This is a genomic window from Priestia sp. JNUCC 25, assembly GCF_053667915.1.
Map to the genome: position 1 here is coordinate 3144970 of NZ_CM132211.1, position 25077 is coordinate 3170046.

The window sequence follows — 25077 nt, forward strand, 5'->3', positions numbered from 1 at the left end:
AGCTGTATGTTAAATACACGATGAGCACACTGACACTACAGAAAGAGTTTTTATTACGAAAAGCTTATTCTTTTTCGTAATAAAGCTGAGCAATTTGCCCGTACTGCTTCATATGAGTCAGCTTCAAGTTTATTTCGGGAATTCCTCGTTTAAACAGCGGAATACCACCCCCGAGCAAAATGGGAATGACTGATATGATAAATTCATCTACCCTCTCTGCTTTTAAGAAATCAGCGAGAATATCAGCACCTCCCACTAGCCATATTTTTTTCGTATCTTGATTGAGGTTGTTGAGAAATGACGCCACGCTTTCGTTTACAAACTCTACATACTGATCTTTTCCTTGAGATGAGCGGCTAAACACGTAGCACTTTTTATCGTGATAAGGAAAATTTGATATGAGCTTCAGCACGTGGTCGTACGTAGCCTTTCCCATAACGACCGCATCACACGTTTGATAAAATGCTTCGTAGCCGTTGTCTCCCTCTCCTTCTACGCTTTCCAGCCAGTCAATCTCTCCGTTTTCTCTTGCAATATACCCGTCTAAGCTTGCCGCAATATATACGACGATTTTTTTCTTCATTTCCTTTTCTCCTTTCAACTTTACTGTTTCTGTATGATATCATCTTAATACGACAATTTTTGTCATATTAAAAGAAAAAGGTGAAAATAAATGGCTAAGTCTAGACGACTTGTTGATATGCTCATGTTTATTAATACAAAAAGAACGTTTACGGCAAAAGAACTAGCGGAGGAATTTGGTCTTTCCGTGCGGACCGTTCAACGCTATTTACTGGACTTAAGTGAATTAGGACTGCCTCTTTACAGTGAAAAAGGACGGAGCGGCGGTTACAGAGTGCTAAAAAATCGTATTCTCCCTCCTATTTTGTTTACGGAAGAAGAAGCTATCTCTATCTTTTTTGCTTATCAGGCTCTGCAGTATTATCATGACCTTCCGTTTGATGCAGGAATTCATGCGGCTCTTCAAAAATTTTATGTGTACCTGTCTGAGGAAACAAAGAAAAAAGTAGATAAAATGAGTGCTCATATTGCGTTTTGGAATCCTAAAAGAAACCTTGACACTCCTTATTTAAAAGAGCTTTTAGAAGCAAGCCTTGCAGGAAAATATGTTGAATTTCTTTATGATTCACAGACCGGTCAAACAAGAAAACAAGTCAAACCCCTTGGCATTTATGCTCATAACGGTTTATGGTACTGCCCTGCCTATTCCTGCGATAAGCAAAAAGTGTTATTATTTCGAGCGGATCGTATTCACTCGTTAAAGGTTTTAGAAAAAGACGAAAATATGTCTCTTACGTTAAAGGAATGGCTTGAAACAGAACCGGTAAACTCACAGCCGATTTCGTTAAAAGTAACCTTGACGCACGAAGGCGTTCGTCAGTGTAAAGGCGTTCCTTGGCTTGAAAATCATGTAAAGATGGCGCGTGATGGGAATGGCTATATCGATACAATAACTGATGGAAATGAATTAAACTACATGGCTTCTTTTTTCTATACCTTAGGGGCCCATGCTTTTATTGAAGAACCTCAGGAGCTAATTGAAAAAATTTGCTATCACGCAGAAGAAACGCTAAGACACTATAAAAATGAGGCGGGGACAAAAGACGAATAAATGGAAGAAATGAATTCGTATAGATCGCTTTAGACACCGCGGTTGATTTCCGTGCAAGACTTCCCTTTCCGCGGGCGGCCGGTGAGCCTCCTCGTCGCTTGTGCTCCTGCGGGGTCTCACCTGTTCCGCTTTTCCTGCAGGAGTCTTCGCCTTACCCTCCAATCAACCGCTAGAAGCCACTAAATAAATGAAATCTACGTTCACTCTACCAATAAAAAAATCCGAACGACTCATCGTTCGGATCTTCCTTCAACCAACTAAACTACTTTTATCCTAGCCTCTTTTTAATTTACCCAGCCCACACGTCTTTTGCGTATCGGCCCTTTTCTTCTAGCTGCTGCAGCCATAAGCGAGCGTCTGCTTCACTCACTTGGTGAACTTCAGCATAGCTTTTCATAAGCGTTGCTTCAACGTCAGGTGCCATTTGGCTTCCGTCTCCGCAAATATAGAAGTGCGCTCCTTGGTCAAGAAGTTCAATCAATTTCTTGCCGTCTTGTTCCATCACGTGTTGAACGTATGTTTTCGGCTGATTTGGTACGCGAGAAAAAGCGGTATGAAGCGTAATGATGCCTTCATTTTGGGCGTTTTCAAGCTCTTTTTGATACAGATAATCTTCATGAGGTGAACGGCAGCCAAAGTATAAATGCGCTTCTCCAAGCGACTGTCCTTGTTCTTTTAACTGCTTGCGAGCCTGCACAAAGCCTCTAAACGGCGCGACGCCTGTTCCCGGTCCTACCATGATAAGTGGTGTTTCAGGGCCTTTTGGCAGCGTAAATCCTGACTGCGGTGTGGAAACAAAGCACGTAATCGTGTCTCCTTCTTGCAGATTGGCAAGATAGTTCGATGCAATTCCTTTGTATTCTCCGTATCCGCTCCACGCTTCTCCTGAAACAACGCTGACCGTGATGCTTGCTTGTTTTTCATCGACACGAGGTGATGAAGAAATTGAGTAATAGCGCGGACGCATGCTTGGAAGAAGTGCGATAAATTCGCTGAATTCCATTTCACACGCCGGATATTTTTCAAGCAGTTCAAGCATTGTTAAACGTTTTGCCAGCACTTGTTCTTTGTACGCCTGCTTTTCAAGCAAGACTTCAAGCTCTACTTTATGCGGCGGGCAGACTGTTTTAGCAGCCATTGCGCGAAGCTGCGTGCGCGTAACAGGATCTTGAAGCTCCACGTATTGCAGAAGCTCTTCTACTGATACTGTTTTACCGAGTGGCAAATGAGCTAATTTTTCTTCTTCAGCTTCCAAACGGATTTGCTGTGATGCATCTAGACCAAATCTTGTTGCTACACGATTTACTATTCCTTCATAGTTGCGAGGAATAACACCTAAATGATCTCCTTCTTGATAAGAAGCTTCTTTTGGAAGTTCAATTTCAAGATGACGCGTGCTTCGTGCACTGCCTGGCTTTTGAAGCTCTTTGCTTGCTACGACGTTTGCTGAAAACGCACGGTGCATTTTCGCAAGCGGCATGTCCGCAGCGCTGTCGACAAATTGAAGTGAAAGCGTAGACGCATTTTCTTCGCTGTTTTCAATGTCTAAGTTAAAGTAGGCTGCTAAGTCACTCCACATGTGTTCACGCCATTCTTCGTATGTGCCTTCAAAGTCGTCGCTTGCATCTGCTTCACCGCGTTCAGCTATGTTTTCTGCCCCTTTAGCGGCAAGAGTTTCATCAATAAAAGCAGGCACTTTTTGATACGTTGTCGCCCAGTTTTTATCACCGCATCCAAATACGGAGTAGCGCACGCCTTTTACTTCATCAGCAGACGCTTGGTCTAACCAGTCAACAAATTCCTTTGCGTTATCAGGAGGATGACCGTTATAAGAAGCCGTTACAATTAAAACAGCTCCTTCACGCGGAAGGTTTCCTGCGTGGGAATCAAGCGTTGCGATTTGCGGTGCGAATCCTTTGCTCATCGCAATATCCGCTAAATCACGCGCCGTTCCTTCGGCTGTTCCCATATTTGAACCGTATAGCACAAGAAGCGGCGTATTATGAGCGTTTTCTACGGTTTTGCGCTCTTTTTTAGCTGACTGCTCTCGGCTTGGTGAAGGAATGCCGCCAAGCGGAATTTGTTTCGATTTTGCTTTTACAACAAAGCCTTCAGGTTTTAACGTTAAAGTTTCTTTAATATCCAGCTCGTAGTTTGTATGATCTTCAAAATCAAAGTGTTTTAGCATCATACCAAGTACAAGCGTTGCTTCATGAAGAGCGAACTGCTGACCGATACACGCACGCTGCCCGTTTCCAAATGGTTTAAACGCATGCTGTGGAATCGCGCTTGGGTTTTCAAAACGCTCTGGGCGAAACTCCTCTACATCGTCTCCCCAAATTGTTTTATCACGGTGAAGCTGAGGAATCAGAACCATCAGTTCATCACCTTTTTCTAAAGGATACTCTCCTCCAAGCACCGTATCTTCTTTTGCATATAGGGAAAACGCAGGAGCCGTTGGCCATAAGCGCAGCGCTTCATTTAAGACCATGCCCACATATTTAAGCTGTTTGACTTGTTTGTAGCTTGGCACAGGATCTACTAAAACTCGTGCTGCTTCTTCTGCTGCTTTTTGTAATACATGTGGATTTTTCACTAAGAAATACAGCGCAAATGATAAAAGACCGCTTGTTGTTTCATGTCCCGCAATTAAGAACGTAATAATTTGATAGCGAATGTTCTCGTCATCAAGCGGCTCACCTGTTTCTGGATCTTTTCCGTTTAGCATATGCGTTAACAAATCATCGCTTTGTTCACCGCTTGCTTTGCGGTCTGCAATAATTTTATCTACTAGGTCGTTCATCACTTTGATATCTTCTTGAAACTGGCGCTTATTTTCATCGTAAGCTGGATCATCTGGATTTGCTCGCTGCAACTTGTTCATTGCTTCATCTAGTGCACGAACCATACTTGTAATAAACGGATGCGGCTGATCTCGGTAAAAGCTGTTAAAGCGATAGTTGAAGCCGCAAAGACCGATTGTATCAAGTGTTAAACGCGTCATATCTTCCGGTACTTCAATATGCTCATCTGTATTTAGACGCTCCCACTTTTGAATAAGCTGCACAGCGATATCTACCATCATCGCATGATAGCCTTTCATTGCTTGCTGGCTGAAGCTTGGAAGCAAGATGTTATGGGCTTTTTTCCAGTTTTTTTCGTGGGTCCAGCTTGTAAATAAACCGTCTCCTGCAAAATCACGCACAAATTTAAGCGCTTGACTTAAGTTTTTATCAAAGCGTGATTCATCGCATGCTTCTTTGATTAGACGCTGACTCGATAAGTAGCGCGTCACGCGGCCAGGCGCTTCAAATTTAAAGATTTCTCCTAATTCATCCGCAATTTTCATCAAAGTTTGAATCGGTTTATCTGTGTTTAATAACGGTAAGTTTTTAAGCTCTCCAAATGTTTTTGGCTGAGGCATTTCTTTAATTGGCATCGTATCCCTCTTTCACTTGTTAAGTTTCAAGATTGTCTGCTAAGTGCTGCCCACAGACTCTCTTCTACACCGGTAAGAAGTTCATCAGTTAAAGATAAATAGTTATTTTCAATCATTTCATATACTTCCATGAAACTTCCAAATAAAATAGCAATTAGCGCATTTTCAGGAAGATTTCTAATCACACCTTGCTTTTGTCCTTCTCTGAAGAACGTGCAAACAAATTCCACCAGCTTTTGATATGCTAAGCGGCTCTCTTCCGTTAAAAAAGCTCCTTGGCTATGAGTCTTAATAAATCCAAGAGCACGAGGATGGTTTTTAGTAAATGCCACCATACCTTCAAAGATATGATGAAACCCATCTCGGTATCCATCTCTTTCGTTTGCCAGACCGCTTTCAATACACTGTAAAAACTCGTTCACATGCTGCTGAAATAATTCATTTACAAGACTTTCTTTATTTTTAAAGTAGCGATAAATTGTTCCTGCTCCTACTTTGGCATTCTCTGCAATCATTGGCATCGTTGTTGCATCAAATCCTCTTTCTGCAAACAGCAGAAGCGAAGCAGAAAAAATCGCTTTTTGTTTTGTTGGAGTAGATTCCACTTTATCACCTCTTTCCAAAAACGGAATGAACGTTCATTCCGCTACAATTACAAGTATAAAAAACTGCATCTTAATAGTAAAAAGATAACTGAAAAAGTGGAAAGAAAAGGTTCTTTCATTCTAATTTTATACCATTTAAAGGTAATTAACCGAGTCTTTCAGAATCTTTTGTGCTTACAGAAAATTAGTCCACTTATCCCCTCTATTAACATAAATTAACACATTTTATTAAGAGCAGAAGTTTAAAGGAAAAGCAACGTGGAAATAGAAAAGAGTTACACAAGGCGTAAAGGAGGATAAAAAATGAACCAAGCAAGAGTTATAGAATACGAAGAAATGCTTCGTTCAGCCATGCTTTCTAATAACGTAGAGCTATTAGAAGAATTACTTTCAGATGAGCTTATTTTTGTGAATCACCTTGGGCAATGGGTGTCAAAAGAGCAAGATATAAATGCTCATCGTTCAAAAAGTCTTGATATAGCGGGCATCGAAGTGTTGGAACAAGAAATTAAACTGTTTCAAGAACTTGCCGTTACCGTTACAAAAATAGCGTTAAATGGGTCGCTGGCAACCGGTGAATCGATCGGAGGCGAATACAGCTATACGCGAGTTTGGAAAGATGTTGAAGGGAAATTAAAGGTTGTTTCTTGTCACTGCAGTTCTAGCGTATAATCAACGCAGTCACAACAAAAAACATCCCTCCTTTCGTTTGCATTCGCCAAGGGGGATGTTTTTTTACTAGTTAAAAGACTTTCTTTCTGTCTCTGTCATCTTTTAAAATCTCCACGGCCTCACGGAACCGCTGTGAGTGAACAATCTCTCTTTCTCGTAAGAATCTTAAGCTGTCGTTTAAATCAGGATCATCTGATATATCAATTAACCATTGATATGTAGCTCTTGCTTTTTCTTCTGCAGCTATGTCTTCATAAAGATCTGCGATCGGATCTCCTTTTGCCTGTATATAAGTAGCTGTAAACGGAACCCCAGCAGCATTATTGTAATAAAGTGCACTATCATGGTTCACATAGTGTTCTGCTAATCCCGCTGCCTTCAGCTGCTCCGGCGTTGCATCCTTTGTTAACTTATAAATCATCGTAGCAATCATTTCAAGATGAGCAAACTCTTCTGTCCCGATATCGTTTAGTAATCCAACAACTTTATCGGGAATCGTATAGCGCTGATTCAAATAACGAAGTGCTGCTGCAAGCTCTCCGTCCGCGCCCCCGTACTGTTCCATTAAATATTTTGCAAGCGTTGGATTACACGTGCTTACTTTCACTGGATACTGCAATTTCTTTTCATACACCCACATATAGTTCCCGCCTTTACCTGCTCATATTTGCCATGGCCAAGGGCTTGTTCCCCAGCTCCAATTTCCGTCGGTATAGCTGTTTCCATACTGCTGGAGCGGCCCGTACTTTGTTTCAAAGTTTCTTTTTAACTGCATAGCCTGCTGCGCGTATTCGTTAAACTGCTGCATAGCCTGCTGGTCATTTGGATGGGTATCTAAATACAGCGTTAATTCTACCAGTGCAAAATCAATCGCCTGTATTTCTTCTAAATCCTGATAGTACTCCGGAGGTAGATTTTTCATTCTTCATCCCTCTTCTTATCTTTGTATGGATTTTCATAGTAGTCCCAAAAAGCCGGCCACAGCGTTCCTTTTTTTAGCGCTTCTTTCGGTGAAAACTGCTGCAGATTCGGCGGCTGAAATCCCATGTATAATTGAGGCGGCGTAGAATAATATTTAACTCCTATCGGCCGGCACGGATCATAGATACTGTGGAAAGGTTGATAGGTCTTAACCGGTGTAAACATCTTTTTTGGATTGTTATCCATGAAAAGTCCTCCTCTAAAAACACACTCTGTTTTATCCTATTCAGCTTTTATCGAGTTCATGAAGGAATTTATTCCCGACTTAAGAACCAAACTTTTCTTCATAAAAAAGACCTATGTAAAAAACGTTATAGTTGCCCAATCCCTTTAGGCAGCTTTCTCATACTTTATAAAATAGTGATAAAAAATAGAGGTGATTAAAAAAATGGACATTAATTATATGGATTTTTATTCTTACCCAGCAAGATTTCCTGGACCTCAACTCCCGGCCGGTCCACCTAGGCCACCAGGCGGTTTACCTACACCTAACCCGCAGCAAGCTCCAACTTCCCCTCCGCCGGCATTTATTCCAGCTCAACAAACGGCAACTCCATTTGCTGTTGACCCAGGAGCCATTTCTCTTTGTCTATTCCGCAATACGTTTATATGGCTTAGAAACGGCTCTAGCTTCTGGTATTTTCCTATTTTTGTAGGACCGCGATCGGTTGCAGGATTTAGATGGAACGGACGTTTTTGGACCATTTTCGGTGTCGATACACGACAAATTGTTTCGTTTACGTGTTTTTAAACGTAAAAAAAGCCTTATTTTTCAATAAGGCTTTTTTGCTTACTAACTACGATTACACTATTGTTTTTATCCCAAAACCAATCAGCAGCACTCCGCTGCATCGTTGAAAGGCTTTTTGAAACACCGGTTTTTTAAGCCATTTTTTTACGTAATCTATTACATACACCAAGATTAAAAACCACCCTACCGCTATAAGCGTCAGAATAAAGCCAAGCATAAGCAGCTGTTGATTTGTGTGTGCATCCAAGTTAATAAACTGTGGCATAAACGTAATATAAACTAATACCGTTTTAGGATTAAGAAAATTGCTAAGAGCCCCTTGCATATATGATTCTTTATAGCAGCGATTAGATGAAGACTTTACAGTTTTTGTTTCTTCTGAAATGGCCTCCAATGAGAGCGTATTTTTTGTCAGAAATATTTTGATGCCTAAGTAAAATAAGTACGCTGCCCCTATGTATTTAATCGTGTTAAACAGATACACCGACTGCGCAATAGCAACAGACAAGCCAAGCACAGCAATTAACGTCCAAAACGTGAGGCCTGTAGCCATGCCGAGTATGGTAAAACGTCCTGCTTTTGCTCCGTGATGAAGCGTATTTTTCATGATAAGAATTGTATCAGCACCAGGTATCATGGACATGACCAATGCCATCAGCATGTAAGCAGCTAAATGATCCACATCTCTTCTCTCCCTTCTAAGCTATTACTAGCATCCTGTTTTCTTTTCATTTTCAAATATTTTCATGTATTGTTTTGGTGTTAACCCAACCTGACTTTTAAAAAATCGAGTCAAATGACTTTGATCACTGAATCCCGTTAAAAACGATACGTCAATCGGCTTTTTTCCTTGCTCTAACAGTTTTTTAGCCTGATTGATTCGTATTGTTTCCAAGTAGCTGTATGGAGAGATTCCTTTTTGCTTTGTGAAAGAGCGCAGCAACCGGTATTTACTCCATCCAATTAGCTGACTTAATTCATCCAGTGTGATCTTGTTTGTATAGTTGTCTTCCAAATAGCTGCAGATCGTTGTGATTTCATGAGACGTGTCAACGGCTGACGAAAGAAAAGAAAGATTTGAATGATCCTGCATGAGTTCTTCTAGCAAATATAAAAATAACTCTTCTTTCTTAAACTCACGTTCACCATTTAAAATTTGCAAATGAAGCTCTTTTAAACTAGAGACAGCATCACTTCTTTGCACCACGCTGCTGTTAAAACGCGGAAGACTTTCACTGCCGTTAATGTCAAAAACAGCTTTTTTCATTACTTCTGGCGTCACGTTAATACAGCGATAATCAAGCGTTTTGCCGTCTATTTGTTCACAGCTATGGACATCATACGGATTAAACAGCAGCAAATCTCCTGGGTTAATGATGTATTCTTTGCCTTGGCAAATTAAATGACACTGACCTTCTTCAATAAATCCAATCACATAATACTCGTGAAAATGAGCAGGAAAATTTTGCATAATTCCTTTAAAACGGTAAGCTTCAATATGTAAATCGGCGTCAACGTGCGCCGTGCGAATTTCTTTTGTCATCAATCGACCCCTCCTTGTCACATACTAAGCTTTTTAACCATACCATTCACTCGAAAATTTTTCTTGTATGATATTGCAGATAAGACTTTTTTCCATTACTTTTATCCGTTCAGCTACAGGTGGTACTAATCACTCTTAAGAGTGATTTCTCTCCTTTCCTCTAGTAATTTTCCGCTCAAATGATAAAATATAGACACATTTTATGGACGAAAGAAGGGATACCGTGAAATATAGACAAATCAAATGGCTGATTTTGCTTCTTCCAACTCTGACCATCGCGCTTTGGGAGTATGTTCGCCATGCCTTTTTGCTCCCTTACATCTCAATGGATATGGGAAATGTGCTTTCTCCGCTGCTTGTCTTTTTTGTCACGCTTGTGTTTGTCCGCTATTTATTTTCTATTTTAGAAAAAATACAAGAGGAACTAAGGCAAGAAAAAGAAAAGAAAGCTGCGCTTATTGAACGTGAAAAATTAGCGAGAGAACTGCATGACGGCATTGCGCAGTCGCTGTTTCTCTTATCTGTTAAAATGAACAAGTTTGGAAGAAAAAACAACTTAGAGCAGGATCCTGATTTTATACGAATGAAACAAACTCTGCAGCATGTTCATGACGATACGCGCCAAGCGATTACAAATTTAAAGCACTCTCCTTCAGACACTTCAGAAAGCTGGACTGAAAGCATTCATCAATACGTCGATGATTTAACACATACTCATTTACTAGATGTAAATTTAGATTGGAGACTGTCAGACACAACGCTGTCCAGAAAAGAAAAAAATGAGCTGTTTGCCTGTGTGAAAGAAGCTGCTATGAACGTCATTAAACATGCAAAAACAAATAAAATCTGGATTACAGCCAGTGAAACGGCTGGCGGATGGATTTGTGAAATTACAGATTTTGGTATAGGTTTTACTTCGGAATCTCTCAAGGCCGGGCTTGGTTTACAAATTATGAAAGATCGTGCTAAAGATATGAACTGGGACTTTTCTATTCAGCGAAAACAGAACCAAACGACTGTTAGTATTAAAAAGGAGGTTACGTAAATGCAGCCGTTTCGTATTTTGATTGTAGATGATCATGCTCATGCGAGAGAAGGCATTCGCGATATTTTAGAAGAATATGAAGATTTTATTATTGTTGGCGAAGGAACCAACGGGCAAGAAGCCATTGAACTGACCGAAAAATTAATGCCCGATATCGTGTTAATGGATATTGGAATGCCTGTTATGGACGGTTTAGAAGCAACTAAACAAATTAAGTTTCGGTTTCCATACGTTAAAATTGTGGTCATCACGGTTTCAGACGATATTACGGATTTATTTGATGCGCTGAAAAAAGGCGCACAGGGCTATTTGTTAAAAAACCTGCAGTCTGAAGTGTGGTACGACTATTTGCGTGCGTTCGCTTTAGATGAAGTTCCTATGTCAAAAGAAATTGCGTTTCAAATTTTAAAAGAGTTTCCTCAGGAAACGTCCATTACAAAACCCGACACTCCCCTTTCTGCACGAGAGCTTGAAGTGCTTCAATTAGTGGCTAAAGGACTGTCAAACCGCGATATCTCCGCGCATTTATTTATTTCTGAACATACGGTAAAAAGCCATTTAAAAAACATTTTAAGCAAGCTTCATTTAGAAAATCGCGTGCAGCTGACAAGCTATGCGTTTCAAAATGGCTTAATGAACTAACAGCTTTCACGAGCTGTTTTTTTATTAGCACCTTCCTCTTATAAGTCCCAACAATCACTCTCAGGAGTGATGGCTAATTCTCCCTTTCCTTCTATAATAAAAGCACGTTAGTTAGTAAAAAGGAGGAAAAAATGATGCAGGAAAAGCGCGAAGAAACAACGAGTACAACTAAAAAAAGCACGGCACGTTCTCAAGGTCTATACAAAGCTATATGGCGCTGGCACTTTTATGCAGGTTTAGTGTTTACTCCGTTTCTTCTTATATTAGCTGTTACTGGAGGCATGTATTTATTCAAGCCTCAAGTTGAAGAAAGACTGTACCACGACTTGTATCATGTGCAAGCTCAGTCACAGTCCGTATCTCCTTCAGCACAAGTACAGGCTGTAAAGGAAAAGTATCCAGGCGCTGACGTGTTGACGTATAAGCCCAGTGATCGCTCCACTCGTTCTTCAGAAGTAGGAATCTCATTAAAAGACCATACATATACGATTTTCGTTAATCCTCACAATGGTCACATCATAGGAAAATTAGATGATTCGAGTCGCTTAATGAATCAAATTGAAGAATTCCACGGAGAGCTAATGGCAGGAACAGCCGGTGATCGTATCGTAGAACTTGCGGCCTGCTGGGCGATTGTCTTAATTGTAACCGGTGCTTTTTTATGGTGGCCGCGCAAAAAAGACAAAATAAAAGGCGTACTGATTCCTCGTTTTTCAAAAGGTAAAAACGTGCTTGCACGAGACCTTCATGCGGTACCGGCCTTTTGGATTTCAGCCGGTATGCTTTTTCTCGTACTAACAGGCCTTCCGTGGTCAGGACTGTGGGGCAATGCGTTTCAGCAAATCGCCACAAACGCAGGCGTTGGGTACCCTCCGTCTATTTGGGTAGGCAGTGCCCCTACTTCAACCGTGCAAACAAAAGATGTAGCGGACGTGCCTTGGGGAGCTGAAACGTTAGAAGTTCCAAGCTCCACAGCTCAGCAATATACAAAAGTATCGCTTGATGACATTGTAGGTATTGCAAAAGAACAGCATATTCACGGTGGCTACACCATTTCCATTCCGCAAGAGCCCCAAGGTGTGTATACGCTCTCTGTTTTTTCACCAAGAGCTCAGGATGAAGCAACCATTCACCTTGATCAATATACCGGAGCTGTTTTAGCTGATTATCGGTACGGCAACTATGGATTTATGGGCAAATTGATTGCACTCGGTATTACGCTTCATAAAGGCACACAGTTTGGATTTATGAATCAGCTTATGGGCCTTATTATTTGTATCGGAATTGCTGGTATCGCCATCAGCGGATCCTTACTGTGGTGGAAACGAAAACCAGCTAAAAACATAGGGGCTCCTAAAGTTCCTGAAGGAAATGCAATGCGAATCGTGACGTGTATAATCGTGGTGCTTGGTATCCTTTTTCCTTTAGTTGGACTGTCCTTAGTTATCGTGTGGCTTTTAGATTTCTTTGTCATCAAACGAATTCCAGCATTGAAGCGGTTTTTAAACGCATGATTTATGAAACGATGTGAGGTGCAGTAACAATGAACAAATGGAAAATACCCGGATTGGTCATACTCAGTACGATTTTACTTTCCGCGTGCTCTGTAAACAGTAACGCAGACAAGCTCTACAAGCAGCCAAAGCCTCTGTCTGCGCATGTGATGCTTCCTGAAACTATAAAACCACGGAGCATACAAGTACTAGAAGTACATGTGATGCAAGAAAATAAAACGGTGGATGATGCAAAAAGCGTTCAGTTTAAAGTGTGGAAAAAAGATGCCCCCCGTAAAGTTGAAACAGTAAAAGCGCACTATGACGGCAGTATGTATAAAGCAAAAACAACCTTTAAAGAGGATGGTATTTATTATGTTAAAACCGATATTAACGCGCGCGGTGAACACATCCTTCCTACTCAGCAAGTCGCAGTAGGCAAATTATCGAAAGAAGAGTTACGTTCACTGCAGCCAGCTGAAAACGAAACGCATCATCATCACTCTCATCATTAGACATAAGCTCACGTTTAGCAGCTGTACGTGAGCTTATGTTTTTCTTATGAATTCTAGCTAGTTCCATTATATGTTTTTACATTTTTTTCTTATTACTTTAAAATAAAAGTGATAAACGTTTTATAAAGGAGTTTTACAGATTGAAAAAAATTGTTTCTGGTATTTTAATTTTAGTATTAGCCGTTATTGTTATGATTGAAGGAAATCCGTTAGAGCAGAACTCTTCAACGAATACCTCCTACGATGAAGTAATTACCTTCCCTGCTGATCGTTACCCTGAAACTGCAGCGCACATTCAACATGCAATCGATAAAGGAAAATCGGCTGTTTGTACAATCGACCGAGACGGGGCTGAGGAAAACCGCCGTGAGTCTTTAAAAGGCATTCCGACTAAAAGCGGCTATGACCGAGATGAGTTTCCGATGGCCTTTTGTGAAGAAGGCGGAAGCGGTGCCGATATTGAATATGTAAAGCCTTCAGACAATCGAGGCGCCGGGTCTTGGATCTCACATCAAGTAGACGAGTTTCCTGACGGTACGAAGGTTTTAATTGAAGTGAAGTAAAAAGAATGGTCATCGCGACCGTTCTTTTTTTATGTTGAGAGTCTGTATAAGAAAAAGAATAAAAAAGTAGAATTGTGCTTGCCTAAAGATACTCTTCACTTTTAAAATAAAAATGTATGTTATACATATATGCATCATCGTTTTATAGGAGGAATGAGTTTCTTGGACAATCTATGGCAGCAGTTACTTCCTGCCTCATGGCAATTAACTTTATTTATTTTCTTTTTTGTCTATATCTTGCGCTACAAACAAGAGAATAAATTCAGCATGCAGCTTCACGTGCTGCTTAAGTTTCTTTATGCCGTTATTTTGATTTTAAATGCGGTGTTGTTTTTAGTGGAAAGTCAGCGCGATTTTCTTTTTTATGCAACGCTTTTCATGAGTATCCTGACAATTATTTTGATGGAGTTCACGCTTTCTGCAAAAAAACAGAACGAGCTTGATTTTATTTCAGCCGTTTCTTGCTGTGTTCTTCCGATTTTTATTTCTTTACTTGAACTTAGTTAATGAACCAAAGGCCTCTGGTGATTCAGAGGCCTTTTTGATGTTATTGATCTTTGTTGTTACGGTCCATCATATCTTTTGGATCTTCTACAATATCTTCTGGATCACGGTTGTTATCTTTTTCATCATCTCGATACATCTTGTCATTTTTATCTACGCCAGGTACGTTATTGTTGTTGTTCATATTGTCTAAGCCCGTGTTTACAAACGCTACGTATACTTTGTCGATTTTACTATCTGCTTCTCTCACACGATCCGCAATTTTTTGTTCAAAATCAGTTGAAACTTCATGGTAAGTATCGCCGTTATACGTTACGTTGTTGACCTTGCCCTTATCATTGTTGTCCGCTGCGTCATTTCCAGCTAGATCTACCGTTACATAGGCATTATTATTATCGCGAAGCACATATGCATCATCGACTTCCTTCATATCTTCTACATTTTGCGCTGCTTCAACTGACTTGGTCGGCTGATCCGTGTTATCCATTGGGATATTGTTATCAACTCCGTCGTTTGTAGAAGTGTTGCGTAAGTCATTTTGAGTATTGTCCATTGCGTTATTGTCCTTATTTCCTCCGCACGCAGCTAGGCCTGAAAGGAAAAGAACCGAAGAAGCAATGATAAGTCCTTTTTTCATTTTTTCCATCTCCTTAAATATAGTTTGCAGTCGTATTATGCTTAATTTTTGCAAAACTATTCAAAGCGAGACGGAGAAGTGAAAAAACCTTTTTTAAAAATATACTTAATGCTGCTAGCAATATTACAAGACACATTTTAATGTTACAGCTGTACTTATTCTCCTAATAGCTTTCGGACAGCTATTGACAGCGTATTGACATGGCGTTCTACGTTTGCCGCCTCAGCAACTTGTTTCTGTTCATCGACGTTGTAAACCGGCGCTGGATTTTGTGTAATTCCGTTGATCGTTGTAGCCATAAAAGCTAGCAGATCATCTGTTGGTACAGACGGAGAGAAATTCTTTACTTCTATTTGCTGCGTGATAAAGTCGTGAAGCTTTTTTTGAATATATTTAAGGTTAGATACTTCAACTAGCTGATCTTCAATTTTCATAAAACGCTGAGGGTCTTTTGAATACAACGCTACTAGTTCAAAGTAAATTTCTCCTCCTGCTGTCATCGATTCTTGGATATGCTCTCCAATATACATAATAAAATTATGCAGCACTTCAAAGGGATCTTTTTTTGTCTGGAGTAGGGCTTCAATTTTATCTTTTACTTTATAGCTGACGCTTTCTTGATTAAGAAGTCCGACAAATACTTCATCAAGATTTGAAAAATATTTGTACACGCCTCCTTGACTCATTCCTGATTCCAAAACAATATCTCGCATGGCTACATCATGCACCGGTTTGCTCTTGCATACTCTTTTGGCTGCTTCTAAAATCTCTTGCTTTTTTTTTTCAGCGTATCCTTCCCTTACTTTTGGCATTTTTTTTCACGCTCGCTTACTTTTTTATTTATTTCCGAATGTCTCGAGTGTATCAATAATCACCTGAGCTGCTTTTTCGGCTCCTTTTTCAGCTCGGATTTGTTTTCCGATTTCTTGTGCTTTGGATCGAATTTCATTAACTTGCGTATAGGAAATGGCTGCAGATAATTTTTCAGCCGTCAATTCTTTTCTCGGAATGGCTTTTGCTCCAGCTCCTAGCTCATGAATTTTTCTTCCCCAAGCGAATTGGTCATTTCCATAAGGAACAATAATACTTGGAACACCGGCTCGAAGGCCTTCCGCCGTTGTTCCTGCTCCTCCATGATGAACAACGGCAGACATTTTAGGAAACAGCCACTCATGAGGAATATCTTTTACAAATAAAATGTCTTCTGCTATCTCTTCCGTCTGATTCATTCCGCTTCCTCCTGTATTGATGATACCTCGTTTCCCGGCAAGTTTTAAGGCTTTAATCACTAAAGCAGTCGTTTCGCCTGCATTTTTTTTATCCCCAACACTTCCAAATCCAATATAAACTGGCGGTTCTCCAGCCTTTAAAAACCTTTCCAGCTTCTCTTCCGGCTGATAGCTATGGTCACTGTCCATAAACCAATTTCCGTAGGAATGAACGTGTTCAGGCCAATCTTTAGATACGGAAAATACAGTGGGACTTGATGAAATAATGGTTGGGTTAGCTGCTGTACGCTGCTTTGGATACGGACATGAAAAATCGTTAGGTCCTTCTCCATACTGCTGCACCCAATATTTTTTTAAAGGACCACTTACTATCTTCCAAAATCCCCATTCAAAAATACGATGCGTCAGCTTATTATATATTTTTCCAAATCGTGGTCGGTCGTAAAAAATTAGAGCTGGATAATCTTTTGTTGGTGTCATTGGAAAAGGGCTGGCTAAGATGCTTGGTATATTCATCTCTTTAGCAGCAAAATATCCAATTGCCGCGCCTGGATGATATACAATTGCATCGGCTCCTTTGCAGGCTTTATGCAAATCTTCTTGTATATTAACCATCATACCCATCATCTTTTCATTTTTTAAGCTTGAAAAAAATTTGAGAGGATTGTCTGCATTAATTGCATCGTCTGCTGCTCCGCTCTCTATAATTTTAGAAACATCACCTCGAAGCATGGCATATTCGAATCCATACGATTCTATGAAGTCTTGATAAGCTTCTGAAGCCGCAATTCGCACACGGTATCCTTTCTTTTTTAACTCTAATCCTAAAGCCATAAAAGGCTGGGTGTCTCCTCGCGTTCCTGTTGTTAACATCGTAATAAGCATCATTTCAGCCTCCTTATATTAAAACGACAACGTTGTCGTTTTAATATAATGTAACCTCCTGAAATTGATTCGTCAATGTAAAAACGACAATTATGTCGTTTTTTATTACTATCCTTTATTTTCCTAAGGCACTTTTTGTAAAGATTGCTGCTTTTAATTATAACAAGGGAAAATTTCCTTTTTATAGTATTGTATAAAGAAAGGCTTAGTCAGCTAACGGGCAGAAATGTTGAATAAGATAGGGTTTACTTATCCTTAAATAAAATATTTTTAAAACATCATAAAAGGAAGTGTGTAATATTGGGTAGTGAAAGTAAACTCATTATTTCTCCATTAAATAATGACTTAATAGAGAATATCAATATGACAAATGATTATTTTAAGCTATATGGCAGAGTTGTCCCCAGTTTACAATCAGGAAGGTGGTCTTATAAAGAAGTTCTTTTTGATGAAACTAGAAAAACACGTTTTCCAGATGACAAACTTGATTGGAGCCAATATATAAACCGAGAGGATAAAGCTTTGTTTTTAGCTTATATGAATAATACTTGCATAGGACAGATTAGAATAATTAAGGATTGGAATCACTTTTGTTATATTGAAAACATTGCTACTAAAAAAGATTATAGAGGCAGTGGAGTCGGAAAGTTGCTCTTAAATAAAGCAGAAGAGTGGGCAAAACAAAGAAAACTTATAGGAATGTCCTTGGAAGCACAAGATGATAATCTTGGTGCATGCAGATTTTATGTAAAACAAGGATTCATACTAGGTGGAGTTGACACACTAAAACAGTCATATAACCCTACTATTGAAACCACTTTATACTGGTATAAGTTATTCAAGTAACGGGGGCTTTAGCGGAATAAATAATACAGTCGTTTCAACATAGGAATTTTAAAGAGTTAAATAGTTGAATTTGCTCTTCTTTAGTGAAGTCCGAAAGCGTGGCATAGATGTCTTTAATCATTGAGAAACCGCCTCCTGAAAGAGTATCTTATCACCTCTTATCAGGAAATACTCTATGCGAAAAGAGCCTTTCCTAAAGATAAACCCTCTCTTTATAAAGAATGAAAAAAAGATGCTTCGCGTTTTAAACGAAGCATCTTTTTCTAGTGCAGCTATGAATGCCTACCTACTTTTTTAAGTTAAACTGACCGTGAGGAAGCTAATTTCTCAATGGGGGCTTGTTCAATGTCTGCTGCTGAAATATGCAGCAACTTTTCTAAAACAGCCGTTATGCCCTCATTTGTTTTATTACTTTTCTTGCAGTCATTAATATGCTGATTTAATTGCTTTTTGTAAGCCTCTGTATGAATGAGCCACTGACTTAAAAGCTCTTTTGTCGCCTTTCTTTCGTCTTCGCTTTTAGCTCCAAATAAGCTCTCCATATCAGGTTCTTGAATAATTAGCTTACTAAAATCTTCGCTTACTGCAAGCCAAAAATAGTTTTTTTCGTACTCGTAATATCTGTGTTCTTTTAATAAAAAGTAGCCAATTTCAAATTCAATGCGATAGAGCGGCATATTAACTTTCGGCGCGTGAAGGCTTTTAAAGTTAATATGCTCTACGTCATCTACATAAACCTCTGAACCGTATTGGGTTTTAATAATCTTAGCGTCTACTGTATTCATGATGTTTACCTCTTTAGGGATATTATGAAAGAACGCGTGCATTCCTTCTCTAGAATGCGCACGTTCGTTATCTTTTACTTAGTTTTGAACAGCGTTTTTCCAATCAGCCGCAAATTTTTCAATTCCTTGTTCTGTTAAAGGATGTTTAACAAGCTGCTCGATTACTGAATATGGAATAGTTGCAATATGGGCTCCGGCAAGGGCTACACGTGTAACGTGATCCGGATGTCTTACAGAAGCCGCAATGATTTGAGAGTCGATATTTTGAATGCGGAACAGCTCGGCAATTTTAGCCACAAGCTGTACGCCGTCTTCTGAAATATCATCAAGGCGACCAAGGAACGGAGATACATATGTTGCACCTGCACGAGCTGCTAAAAGCGCTTGGTTCACAGTGAAAATAAGCGTTACGTTTGTTTTTACACCTTTTTTAGCAAGGTAGCGAGTCGCTTCTAATCCAGCGATTGTCATTGGAAGCTTAATCGTAATATTTTGGTCCCCGCCGTTAATTTTAATGAGTTCTTCTGCTTGCGCAATCATGTCTTCTGCTGTTTCTGCATCCGGCGTCACTTCTGCTGAAACGGATTCTACTTCTGGAACAGTTTTTAAAATTTCTTCAATACGATCTTCAAACTTTACGCCTTCTTTTGCAACAAGAGAAGGGTTTGTTGTGACGCCAGATAAAACGCCCACTTTGTATGCTTTTTTAATATCGTCAAGGTTTGCAGTATCAATAAAAAATTTCATTTTTTCATTCCTCCATTAGTTTTTTTTACTATACCCACTATTTCACTTGTTATTTCTTTTCCACAGCATGACCGCCAAACTCGTTTCGAAGTGCGGAAACTACCTTTCCTGTAAAGGTATCATCTTCAAGCGAGCGATAGCGCATCAGTAAAGACATCGCAATAACCGGCGTAGCTGTTTGAAGGTCTAGAGCGGTTTCTACCGTCCATTTCCCTTCACCAGAAGAGTTCATAACTCCTTTGATGTCATCTAGCTTAGCATCTTTAGAGAATGCATTTTCTGTTAATTCCATTAGCCATGAACGAATAACAGATCCATTGTTCCATACTCTCGCCACTTTTTCGTAATCATAGTCGAATTGGCTTTTTTCAAGAACTTCAAATCCTTCTCCGATTGCAGCCATCATGCCGTATTCAATGCCGTTATGAACCATTTTTAAAAAGTGGCCGCTCCCTGCTTCTCCAGCATATAAATATCCGTTTTCTACTGCTGTATCGCGGAAGATAGGTTCAACAATTTCCCACGCTTCACGATCTCCGCCAATCATATAACAAGCTCCGTTACGAGCGCCTTCCATTCCGCCAGATGTTCCAACGTCCATAAAGCGGATTTTATTTTCTTTTAACTCGTTATAGCGTCGAATAGACTCTTTGTAATGAGAGTTTCCGGCTTCAATTACGATATCTCCTTCAGCTAAAAAAGGCTTCACTTCACTAATAACAGAATCAACAACCGTATGAGGAACCATCAGCCATACAACTCTTGGTGTTTCTAGTGACTGAACAAGCTCCTGTAAGCTTGATACTCCTGAAGCACCGTACCCTTTCATTTGTTCCACTGCGTTTGAATTTACGTCAAATGCTACAACGTCATGACGCTGATCCAATAAGTTTTGTCCTAAGTTAATCCCCATTTTCCCTAAACCAACTAATCCTACTTTCATGTGAACAGCTCCTTCTATTTATCTTTTCATCTTCTTATTTAAGCCTTTAGCAATTCTTTTGCTTGTGCCACTACGTTTTCTTCTGTAAATCCAAACAGCTTCATCACATCAGCTCCCGTTCCTGAAGCACCAAATGTGTCAATGGCTAACACTTTTCCTTTTGGTCCTACAAAACGTTCCCAGCCAAGTGAAATTCCCATTTCTAGAGAGATTCGTTTTGAAATAGATTCAGGCAAGACGCGCTCTTGATACTCTTTTGACTGCTTGTTAAACAGCTCCCAGCTAGGCATTGCCACAACCCGTACGGATGTACCTTCACGTTCTAGCTGAGCTTTAGCACTGACCGCTAGTGCTACTTCAGAACCTGTAGCGATGAAAATCAGCTCCGGTTTATCGTTTGTTTCGGTTAGTACGTAAGCTCCTTTAGCTAGGTCGTTGATATTTCGTTTTGTTTCTTCAAATACAGGCAAGTTTTGACGGCTAAGCACTAAGGCTACAGGACCTTCCACCTGCTGAAGCGCATAAGCCCAAGCGCTTGCTGTTTCATTTGCATCAGACGGACGGATTACGGTAAGCCCTGGAATTGCACGAAGAGAAGCTAAATGTTCAACGGGCTCATGAGTTGGTCCATCTTCTCCTACTGCTATGGAATCATGAGTAAACACATATGTGACCGGCAGCTTTTGCAGTGCAGCTAAACGAATCGCTGGACGCAAGTAATCATTAAAAACAAAAAATGTGCTGACAAACGGCTTCACACCGCCGTGAAGGGCCATTCCATTACCGGCCGCTCCCATTGCATGTTCGCGTACTCCAAAATAAATATTTCGGTTACCGAAATATCCAGGTGCGTAAGGGCCTTCTTCTTTAATGTCCGTCATCGTGGAATGCGATAAATCAGCGCTGCCTCCAAAAATAGATGGCACAGATTTAGTGAAATAATTAATAGCTTCTCCGCTTGCAACACGAGTCGAAATCGCTTTTTCTGATGAGAATGTTAAAATATCATTCACTTCAATTAACGCTTCGCCTGTGATGGCACGTTCTAATTCATCAGCGAGCATGGGGTGTTCTTTTTGGTAAGAAGCAAACAGCTCGTTCCACTCTGCTTCTGCTTTCATCCCTTTTTCTTCTAGCATTTCAAAATGGGCTTTTACTTCTTCTGGAACATAGAAGTTTTCTTCCGTTTCCCAGCCATAGGCTTGTTTTGTTGCTTTTGCTTCTTCTTCTCCAAGCGGATTGCCGTGTGCTTTATTTGTTCCCGCTACTTTTGGACTTCCGTATCCAATAATTGTTCTCACTTCAATGAGCGTTGGCTGTTCTTTGTTCTGCTTCGCTTTTTCGATTGCTTTTGTGACTTCATCTACGTCATTTCCATCTTCTACACGTAAATACTGCCAGTTTGCAGATTCCGCTCTTTTTTGGATATTTTCACTAAACGAAAGATTTAATTCCCCGTCTAACGAAATATCGTTGGAGTCATATAAAGCGATAAGTTTGCCAAGCTTCATATGGCCAGCCATGGACATCGCTTCATAAGAGATGCCTTCCATCAAGTCACCATCGCCTACTAACGTATACGTATAGTGATCAATGACAGGGAATTTTGACTGGTTAAATTTTGCCGCTAAATGGGCTTCTGCCATTGCCATTCCCACTGCATTTGCAATTCCTTGACCTAAAGGACCTGTTGTGGCTTCTACGCCGTCCGTATGGCCAAATTCAGGATGTCCCGGTGTTTTACTGTTTAGTTTGCGGAAGCTTTTTAAATCTTTTATTGATACATTGTATCCGCTTAGATGAAGCATGCTATACAGCAAGCTTGAACCGTGCCCGGCTGACAAGATAAAACGATCTCGGTTAAACCAGCTTGAATTTGCCGGATTATGCTGTAAGTGATTCGCCCATAGCGCATAGGTCATCGGAGCCGCTCCCATCGGAAGCCCGGGGTGGCCTGAATTGGCTGCGTTCACCGCATCGATTGACAGGGTGCGAATCGTATTAACTGCAAGTGTGTCTATGTTGGTACTCATGTGTCATCCTTCTTTCGCTTTGTTTGTATTAAACTGGCTGCACTTCGCGTGATTGGCTCGCTGCTTCTTCATCCAGCCACCATTTAAAACCGTCTTTTTCTAAAAGTGCATTTGATGCATCAGGGCCGTGTGAACCAGCTGCATATTTATAAAGCGGCACTGTATTTTCCTCAAATGCTTCAAGAAGCGGCTGAACCCATTCCCAAGCTAGCTCTACTTCTTTCCAATGAGCAAAAAATGTAGAATCTCCCGCACATGCATCTGCAATAAGACGCTCATATGCTTCCGGTGCTCCTTCTTGTTGACCTGAAAAATTAATTTGTACAGGCTCAATATGACCATGATTAAATGGGTTTTTACTGTTCAACTGCAGCGTAATATTTTCATGCGGGTTAATTTCAATCATTAACAGATTTGGAGATGTTGTTTCTCCTTTGTCTAAGTACAACTCTTTTAACGAGTCTTTGAATTCAATAACAATTCGCGTCGCTTTTTCAGCCATTCTTTTCCCTGTACGAATGTAGAAAGGAACGCCTTTCCAAAGCGAATTATCGATATATAGTCTGGCTGCTAAAAACGTGTCCGTCTGCGAAGATGGTGATACGCCGGGCTCATTTACGTAGCTCTCCACTGAAGACCCGTTTATTTTTCCGGCCTCATATTGACCGCGAACAACGTCTAGATCCATATCTTCTTTTACAAGCGGACGAAGTGCTTTTAACACATTTATTTTTTCGTTTCGAATATCATCAGCGCTAATGCGAGCCGGTAAGTGCATGGCCGTCATCATCAGCATTTGCAGCATATGATTTTGGACCATATCTCGAATGGCTCCTGAATGGTCATAATAGCTTGCTCTTTCCTCTACGCCGACCGTTTCACTTGCTGTAATTTGTATATTCGCAATATGTTCGTTATTCCATAATGATTGAAGAATAGGATTAGCGAATTCCAACGCTTCTAAATTTTGCACCATCGACTTGCCAAGATAGTGGTCAATGCGGTAAATCTCTTCTTCTTTAAACGCTTTGCTTAAGTTTTCGTTTAATTGTCGAGCTGACTGTAGATCATGGCCAAACGGTTTTTCAATAATTAACCGTTTCCAACCTTTTGTAGCACCTAAGCCACTGTCTTTAATATGCTCGGCAATTGTATCGAAAAATTCTGGTGCAACGGAGAGATAAAACATTCGGTTGCTTGGAATGTTTAGTTCTGCTTCGCGTGCTTCTACTAGGTTTAACAATTTTTTATAATCTTCAGTATTCGTTGCATCCAATTGGCTGTAGCGAAAAGCTGAAAGAAAATGCTGCATAAGAGATGAATCTTTTTCGACGCGACGTGAAAAAGTATGAATAGACTCTTCTACTTTTTCCTGAAAGTCAGCGTCTGACATCTCCCTTCTGCCTAGTCCCACAACAGAAATTGATTTAGGAATTTTCCCGTCTACAAATAAATTATAGAGTGCAGGATAAATTTTACGTTTCGCTAAGTCACCTGTTGAACCGAATAAAACAAAAGTCATCGCTTCCATATCTCTTCCTCCTGTTAGGAAAAATATAATCTTTAAAAAGTAACTTTTTTTTTACTCGTTACTTTATGTAACCTATCTTATTCCTGAAATATTTTTTCGTCAAGATATAAAACTCGTAAAAAATCATTTCATTTTTTCATTTTTTCTTTAAACCTTATAGCAGCTTATCTCGGTTAGCTTATGGAAAAATAATGAAAATACTTTTTAGTTGAATTTAGAAAATAAAACTGCTTTAATGGATTTGATAGAATTGTATGAAAGTAAAAGCATACATAATGTTTGCATATATGCCGGGGAAAAATATCAAAAGGTGGAAGTGATATGAAAGCTCAACTAATGAAGATGTTTGAAGACCTATCTGTTTTTTACATAGAAAAATTGTAAAACACTTTAAAGGAGAAAGGAAGTTTGAGCTCTTTCTTTTGAGCTGCACGCACACCTTTAATGCGTGGCTACAGCAAGAAGCGTAAGCATCATATAGAGGCTAAAAACAGCAAATAAAACAAGAACGGTATAGACTAGTCTTCTACCTGTTTTGCCTAAAAAGTAGACGTTTACTAAACTAAAATACACGCTTGCTGCGCATAAAACGAACGCAAGAAACTCTTTACACTCGTTCAATGTCATTTAAAAACCTTGATTATAATAAATTTGAAGGTCCCTGCTGACAGAAAATGGTACGGTCCACCACCTTATCAAAACCCCCATAAACATAAGGATTCCAACTACGTTTAACGTCAGCTGGAGCGTTCTCTCCTTTTTCGTATTCACGTTTATTTCTGTAGATTCTTTGAAGTTTGCTCGTATGTATTTTCCCCCCTTGTATACAACAAAAAAGATCGTTAGCCATACGCAGGCCTCTCCAACGGCTATCAAAAGATGCGTAATGATCATCACGCAAGGCTTCAATGAAGTTATATTCTTTATCTATATTCACTTTATGCTGCATTTGATGCTTTCACAGCTTCTGAGCATACCAGCTTGTCTTTTTCGTTTCGTATTGAATTATATACGTACACAAAAATAAGCCCTGGCTGATAGAGCCAAGGCTTGCT

The 25077-nt window shown here is 39.9% G+C and carries 28 protein-coding genes and 1 pseudogene; 10 read left to right on the forward strand and 19 right to left on the reverse strand.

From position 1 onward, the window contains the following. Positions 1 to 64: 64 nt before the first annotated feature. The gene (locus JNUCC25_RS16230) at positions 65 to 583 is read right to left on the reverse strand and encodes a dihydrofolate reductase family protein (protein ID WP_078081972.1); all 519 of its coding nucleotides are present in this window, start codon (positions 581 to 583) and stop codon (positions 65 to 67) included. A gap of 90 nt (positions 584 to 673) precedes the next feature. On the opposite strand from JNUCC25_RS16230, the gene JNUCC25_RS16235 reads away from it, so the two are divergent. Further along, a complete protein-coding gene (locus JNUCC25_RS16235; protein WP_029322892.1) occupies positions 674 to 1633 on the forward strand; it encodes a helix-turn-helix transcriptional regulator in 960 nt (319 codons plus the stop codon). On the opposite strand, the pseudogene JNUCC25_RS16240 reads toward JNUCC25_RS16235, so the two are convergent. The 3 genes and pseudogenes from JNUCC25_RS16240 to JNUCC25_RS16250 form a co-directional block, all read right to left on the reverse strand. Further along, positions 1536 to 1784 (reverse strand): annotated as a pseudogene (locus tag JNUCC25_RS16240) (hypothetical protein); the annotation flags it as partial. The gene JNUCC25_RS16235 and the pseudogene JNUCC25_RS16240 overlap by 98 nt on opposite strands. Positions 1785 to 1922: 138 nt before the next feature. Beyond that, a complete protein-coding gene (locus JNUCC25_RS16245) occupies positions 1923 to 5072 on the reverse strand; it encodes a bifunctional cytochrome P450/NADPH--P450 reductase (RefSeq protein ID WP_029322894.1) in 3150 nt (1049 codons plus the stop codon). Between the two features lie 26 nt (positions 5073 to 5098). Then, positions 5099 to 5677 (reverse strand): TetR/AcrR family transcriptional regulator, encoded by a 579-nt coding sequence (locus JNUCC25_RS16250; protein WP_013057935.1) that lies wholly within the window; start codon positions 5675 to 5677, stop codon positions 5099 to 5101. A gap of 303 nt (positions 5678 to 5980) precedes the next feature. Between JNUCC25_RS16250 and JNUCC25_RS16255 the strand changes: the two genes are divergently transcribed. Next, on the forward strand, positions 5981 to 6349 hold the full coding sequence (locus JNUCC25_RS16255) for a nuclear transport factor 2 family protein (RefSeq protein ID WP_013057936.1): 369 nt from the start codon (positions 5981 to 5983) through the stop codon (positions 6347 to 6349). A 70-nt stretch (positions 6350 to 6419) separates the two neighbouring features. Here the strand turns inward: JNUCC25_RS16255 and cotJC are convergent, their stop codons facing one another. Genes cotJC through JNUCC25_RS16270 form a run of 3 tightly spaced genes read right to left on the reverse strand, consistent with a single transcriptional unit; the run spans position 6420 to position 7516 of the window. Then, positions 6420 to 6989 carry a spore coat protein CotJC gene (gene cotJC, locus JNUCC25_RS16260; protein ID WP_013057937.1) on the reverse strand — a complete coding sequence of 190 codons (570 nt, stop codon included), beginning with the start codon at positions 6987 to 6989 and terminating at the stop codon, positions 6420 to 6422. A 21-nt stretch (positions 6990 to 7010) separates the two neighbouring features. Further along, positions 7011 to 7271, reverse strand: coding sequence for a spore coat protein CotJB (locus JNUCC25_RS16265; RefSeq protein ID WP_013057938.1), 261 nt, complete (start codon positions 7269 to 7271; stop codon positions 7011 to 7013). Further along, entirely contained in the window at positions 7268 to 7516 is a 249-nt protein-coding gene (locus tag JNUCC25_RS16270) for a spore coat associated protein CotJA (protein WP_013057939.1), read from the reverse strand. Before JNUCC25_RS16270 ends, JNUCC25_RS16265 begins: the two co-directional genes overlap by 4 nt. A gap of 202 nt (positions 7517 to 7718) precedes the next feature. Between JNUCC25_RS16270 and JNUCC25_RS16275 the strand changes: the two genes are divergently transcribed. After that, positions 7719 to 8081 (forward strand): hypothetical protein, encoded by a 363-nt coding sequence (locus JNUCC25_RS16275; RefSeq protein WP_013057940.1) that lies wholly within the window; start codon positions 7719 to 7721, stop codon positions 8079 to 8081. Between the two features lie 52 nt (positions 8082 to 8133). On the opposite strand, the gene JNUCC25_RS16280 is transcribed toward JNUCC25_RS16275, so the two are convergent. Both JNUCC25_RS16280 and JNUCC25_RS16285 read right to left on the reverse strand, forming a co-directional pair. Next, positions 8134 to 8763 carry a LysE family translocator gene (locus JNUCC25_RS16280; RefSeq protein WP_029322899.1) on the reverse strand — a complete coding sequence of 210 codons (630 nt, stop codon included), beginning with the start codon at positions 8761 to 8763 and terminating at the stop codon, positions 8134 to 8136. A gap of 27 nt (positions 8764 to 8790) precedes the next feature. Next, the gene (locus JNUCC25_RS16285) at positions 8791 to 9624 is read right to left on the reverse strand and encodes an AraC family ligand binding domain-containing protein (protein WP_078081973.1); all 834 of its coding nucleotides are present in this window, start codon (positions 9622 to 9624) and stop codon (positions 8791 to 8793) included. Between the two features lie 223 nt (positions 9625 to 9847). Between JNUCC25_RS16285 and JNUCC25_RS16290 the strand changes: the two genes are divergently transcribed. The 6 genes from JNUCC25_RS16290 (at position 9848) to JNUCC25_RS16315 (ending at position 14389) form a co-directional block, all read left to right on the forward strand. Next, the gene (locus tag JNUCC25_RS16290; RefSeq protein ID WP_078081974.1) at positions 9848 to 10669 is read left to right on the forward strand and encodes a sensor histidine kinase; all 822 of its coding nucleotides are present in this window, start codon (positions 9848 to 9850) and stop codon (positions 10667 to 10669) included. Beyond that, a complete protein-coding gene (locus tag JNUCC25_RS16295) occupies positions 10670 to 11311 on the forward strand; it encodes a response regulator (RefSeq protein WP_057273553.1) in 642 nt (213 codons plus the stop codon). Positions 11312 to 11442: 131 nt separating this feature from the next. Beyond that, positions 11443 to 12825, forward strand: a complete 1383-nt coding sequence (locus JNUCC25_RS16300) for a PepSY-associated TM helix domain-containing protein (RefSeq protein ID WP_029322909.1) — start codon at positions 11443 to 11445, stop codon at positions 12823 to 12825. 29 nt (positions 12826 to 12854) lie between these two features. Further along, positions 12855 to 13319: a FixH family protein gene (locus JNUCC25_RS16305; protein ID WP_029322913.1), complete on the forward strand. Its 465-nt coding sequence runs from the start codon at positions 12855 to 12857 to the stop codon at positions 13317 to 13319. Positions 13320 to 13459: 140 nt separating this feature from the next. Next, entirely contained in the window at positions 13460 to 13882 is a 423-nt protein-coding gene (locus tag JNUCC25_RS16310) for a NucA/NucB deoxyribonuclease domain-containing protein (protein WP_013057949.1), read from the forward strand. 153 nt (positions 13883 to 14035) lie between these two features. Continuing rightward, positions 14036 to 14389 carry a DUF1516 family protein gene (locus tag JNUCC25_RS16315; RefSeq protein WP_223272376.1) on the forward strand — a complete coding sequence of 118 codons (354 nt, stop codon included), beginning with the start codon at positions 14036 to 14038 and terminating at the stop codon, positions 14387 to 14389. Positions 14390 to 14429: 40 nt separating this feature from the next. On the opposite strand, the gene JNUCC25_RS16320 is transcribed toward JNUCC25_RS16315, so the two are convergent. From JNUCC25_RS16320 to JNUCC25_RS16330, 3 genes are all read right to left on the reverse strand, one after another. Continuing rightward, complete coding sequence (locus tag JNUCC25_RS16320) at positions 14430 to 15023, reverse strand: hypothetical protein (protein WP_013057951.1); 594 nt, start codon at positions 15021 to 15023, stop codon at positions 14430 to 14432. 155 nt (positions 15024 to 15178) lie between these two features. After that, complete coding sequence (locus JNUCC25_RS16325; protein WP_013057952.1) at positions 15179 to 15835, reverse strand: TetR/AcrR family transcriptional regulator; 657 nt, start codon at positions 15833 to 15835, stop codon at positions 15179 to 15181. Positions 15836 to 15859: 24 nt separating this feature from the next. Continuing rightward, a complete protein-coding gene (locus JNUCC25_RS16330) occupies positions 15860 to 17140 on the reverse strand; it encodes a glycosyltransferase (RefSeq protein ID WP_228540830.1) in 1281 nt (426 codons plus the stop codon). Positions 17141 to 17437: 297 nt separating this feature from the next. Here JNUCC25_RS16330 and JNUCC25_RS16335 point away from each other — a divergent pair, with 297 nt between their 5' ends. Then, entirely contained in the window at positions 17438 to 17983 is a 546-nt protein-coding gene (locus JNUCC25_RS16335) for a GNAT family N-acetyltransferase (RefSeq protein WP_064471863.1), read from the forward strand. A gap of 299 nt (positions 17984 to 18282) precedes the next feature. Here JNUCC25_RS16335 and JNUCC25_RS16340 read toward each other — a convergent pair whose 3' ends face one another. The 7 genes from JNUCC25_RS16340 to JNUCC25_RS16370 form a co-directional block, all read right to left on the reverse strand. Beyond that, entirely contained in the window at positions 18283 to 18768 is a 486-nt protein-coding gene (locus JNUCC25_RS16340; protein WP_029322922.1) for a hypothetical protein, read from the reverse strand. Positions 18769 to 18846: 78 nt separating this feature from the next. Then, positions 18847 to 19515: a fructose-6-phosphate aldolase gene (gene fsa / locus JNUCC25_RS16345; protein WP_014459236.1), complete on the reverse strand. Its 669-nt coding sequence runs from the start codon at positions 19513 to 19515 to the stop codon at positions 18847 to 18849. A gap of 49 nt (positions 19516 to 19564) precedes the next feature. Further along, positions 19565 to 20458, reverse strand: a complete 894-nt coding sequence (gene gnd / locus JNUCC25_RS16350) for a phosphogluconate dehydrogenase (NAD(+)-dependent, decarboxylating) (RefSeq protein WP_029322926.1) — start codon at positions 20456 to 20458, stop codon at positions 19565 to 19567. A gap of 38 nt (positions 20459 to 20496) precedes the next feature. Further along, a complete protein-coding gene (tkt, locus tag JNUCC25_RS16355) occupies positions 20497 to 22491 on the reverse strand; it encodes a transketolase (protein WP_064471864.1) in 1995 nt (664 codons plus the stop codon). Between the two features lie 28 nt (positions 22492 to 22519). Continuing rightward, positions 22520 to 24022, reverse strand: a complete 1503-nt coding sequence (gene zwf, locus JNUCC25_RS16360) for a glucose-6-phosphate dehydrogenase (protein WP_064471865.1) — start codon at positions 24020 to 24022, stop codon at positions 22520 to 22522. Between the two features lie 441 nt (positions 24023 to 24463). Further along, positions 24464 to 24649: a hypothetical protein gene (locus JNUCC25_RS16365; protein ID WP_234419900.1), complete on the reverse strand. Its 186-nt coding sequence runs from the start codon at positions 24647 to 24649 to the stop codon at positions 24464 to 24466. A gap of 13 nt (positions 24650 to 24662) precedes the next feature. Continuing rightward, the gene (locus JNUCC25_RS16370) at positions 24663 to 24971 is read right to left on the reverse strand and encodes a hypothetical protein (protein WP_253880593.1); all 309 of its coding nucleotides are present in this window, start codon (positions 24969 to 24971) and stop codon (positions 24663 to 24665) included. Positions 24972 to 25077: the final 106 nt, after the last annotated feature.

Excerpts from the sequence above, each read along its gene's own strand:
- JNUCC25_RS16305 (WP_029322913.1), top strand. The coding sequence starts at position 12,855 with ATGAACAAATGGAAAATACCCGGATTGGTCATACTCAGTACGATTTTA.
- JNUCC25_RS16265 (WP_013057938.1), bottom strand. The coding sequence starts at position 7,271 with ATGAAAAATCTACCTCCGGAGTACTATCAGGATTTAGAAGAAATACAG.
- cotJC (WP_013057937.1), bottom strand. The coding sequence starts at position 6,989 with ATGTGGGTGTATGAAAAGAAATTGCAGTATCCAGTGAAAGTAAGCACG.
- JNUCC25_RS16270 (WP_013057939.1), bottom strand. The coding sequence starts at position 7,516 with ATGGATAACAATCCAAAAAAGATGTTTACACCGGTTAAGACCTATCAA.
- JNUCC25_RS16315 (WP_223272376.1), top strand. The coding sequence starts at position 14,036 with ATGAGTTTCTTGGACAATCTATGGCAGCAGTTACTTCCTGCCTCATGG.
- zwf (WP_064471865.1), bottom strand. The coding sequence starts at position 24,022 with ATGGAAGCGATGACTTTTGTTTTATTCGGTTCAACAGGTGACTTAGCG.
- JNUCC25_RS16300 (WP_029322909.1), top strand. The coding sequence starts at position 11,443 with ATGATGCAGGAAAAGCGCGAAGAAACAACGAGTACAACTAAAAAAAGC.
- fsa (WP_014459236.1), bottom strand. The coding sequence starts at position 19,515 with ATGAAATTTTTTATTGATACTGCAAACCTTGACGATATTAAAAAAGCA.
- JNUCC25_RS16230 (WP_078081972.1), bottom strand. The coding sequence starts at position 583 with ATGAAGAAAAAAATCGTCGTATATATTGCGGCAAGCTTAGACGGGTAT.
- JNUCC25_RS16275 (WP_013057940.1), top strand. The coding sequence starts at position 7,719 with ATGGACATTAATTATATGGATTTTTATTCTTACCCAGCAAGATTTCCT.
- JNUCC25_RS16330 (WP_228540830.1), bottom strand. The coding sequence starts at position 17,140 with ATGATGCTTATTACGATGTTAACAACAGGAACGCGAGGAGACACCCAG.
- JNUCC25_RS16285 (WP_078081973.1), bottom strand. The coding sequence starts at position 9,624 with ATGACAAAAGAAATTCGCACGGCGCACGTTGACGCCGATTTACATATT.
- JNUCC25_RS16325 (WP_013057952.1), bottom strand. The coding sequence starts at position 15,835 with ATGCCAAAAGTAAGGGAAGGATACGCTGAAAAAAAAAAGCAAGAGATT.
- JNUCC25_RS16370 (WP_253880593.1), bottom strand. The coding sequence starts at position 24,971 with ATGCAGCATAAAGTGAATATAGATAAAGAATATAACTTCATTGAAGCC.
- JNUCC25_RS16295 (WP_057273553.1), top strand. The coding sequence starts at position 10,670 with ATGCAGCCGTTTCGTATTTTGATTGTAGATGATCATGCTCATGCGAGA.
- JNUCC25_RS16235 (WP_029322892.1), top strand. The coding sequence starts at position 674 with ATGGCTAAGTCTAGACGACTTGTTGATATGCTCATGTTTATTAATACA.
- JNUCC25_RS16320 (WP_013057951.1), bottom strand. The coding sequence starts at position 15,023 with ATGAAAAAAGGACTTATCATTGCTTCTTCGGTTCTTTTCCTTTCAGGC.
- JNUCC25_RS16340 (WP_029322922.1), bottom strand. The coding sequence starts at position 18,768 with ATGAATACAGTAGACGCTAAGATTATTAAAACCCAATACGGTTCAGAG.
- tkt (WP_064471864.1), bottom strand. The coding sequence starts at position 22,491 with ATGAGTACCAACATAGACACACTTGCAGTTAATACGATTCGCACCCTG.
- JNUCC25_RS16365 (WP_234419900.1), bottom strand. The coding sequence starts at position 24,649 with ATGACATTGAACGAGTGTAAAGAGTTTCTTGCGTTCGTTTTATGCGCA.
- JNUCC25_RS16245 (WP_029322894.1), bottom strand. The coding sequence starts at position 5,072 with ATGCCAATTAAAGAAATGCCTCAGCCAAAAACATTTGGAGAGCTTAAA.
- gnd (WP_029322926.1), bottom strand. The coding sequence starts at position 20,458 with ATGAAAGTAGGATTAGTTGGTTTAGGGAAAATGGGGATTAACTTAGGA.
- JNUCC25_RS16255 (WP_013057936.1), top strand. The coding sequence starts at position 5,981 with ATGAACCAAGCAAGAGTTATAGAATACGAAGAAATGCTTCGTTCAGCC.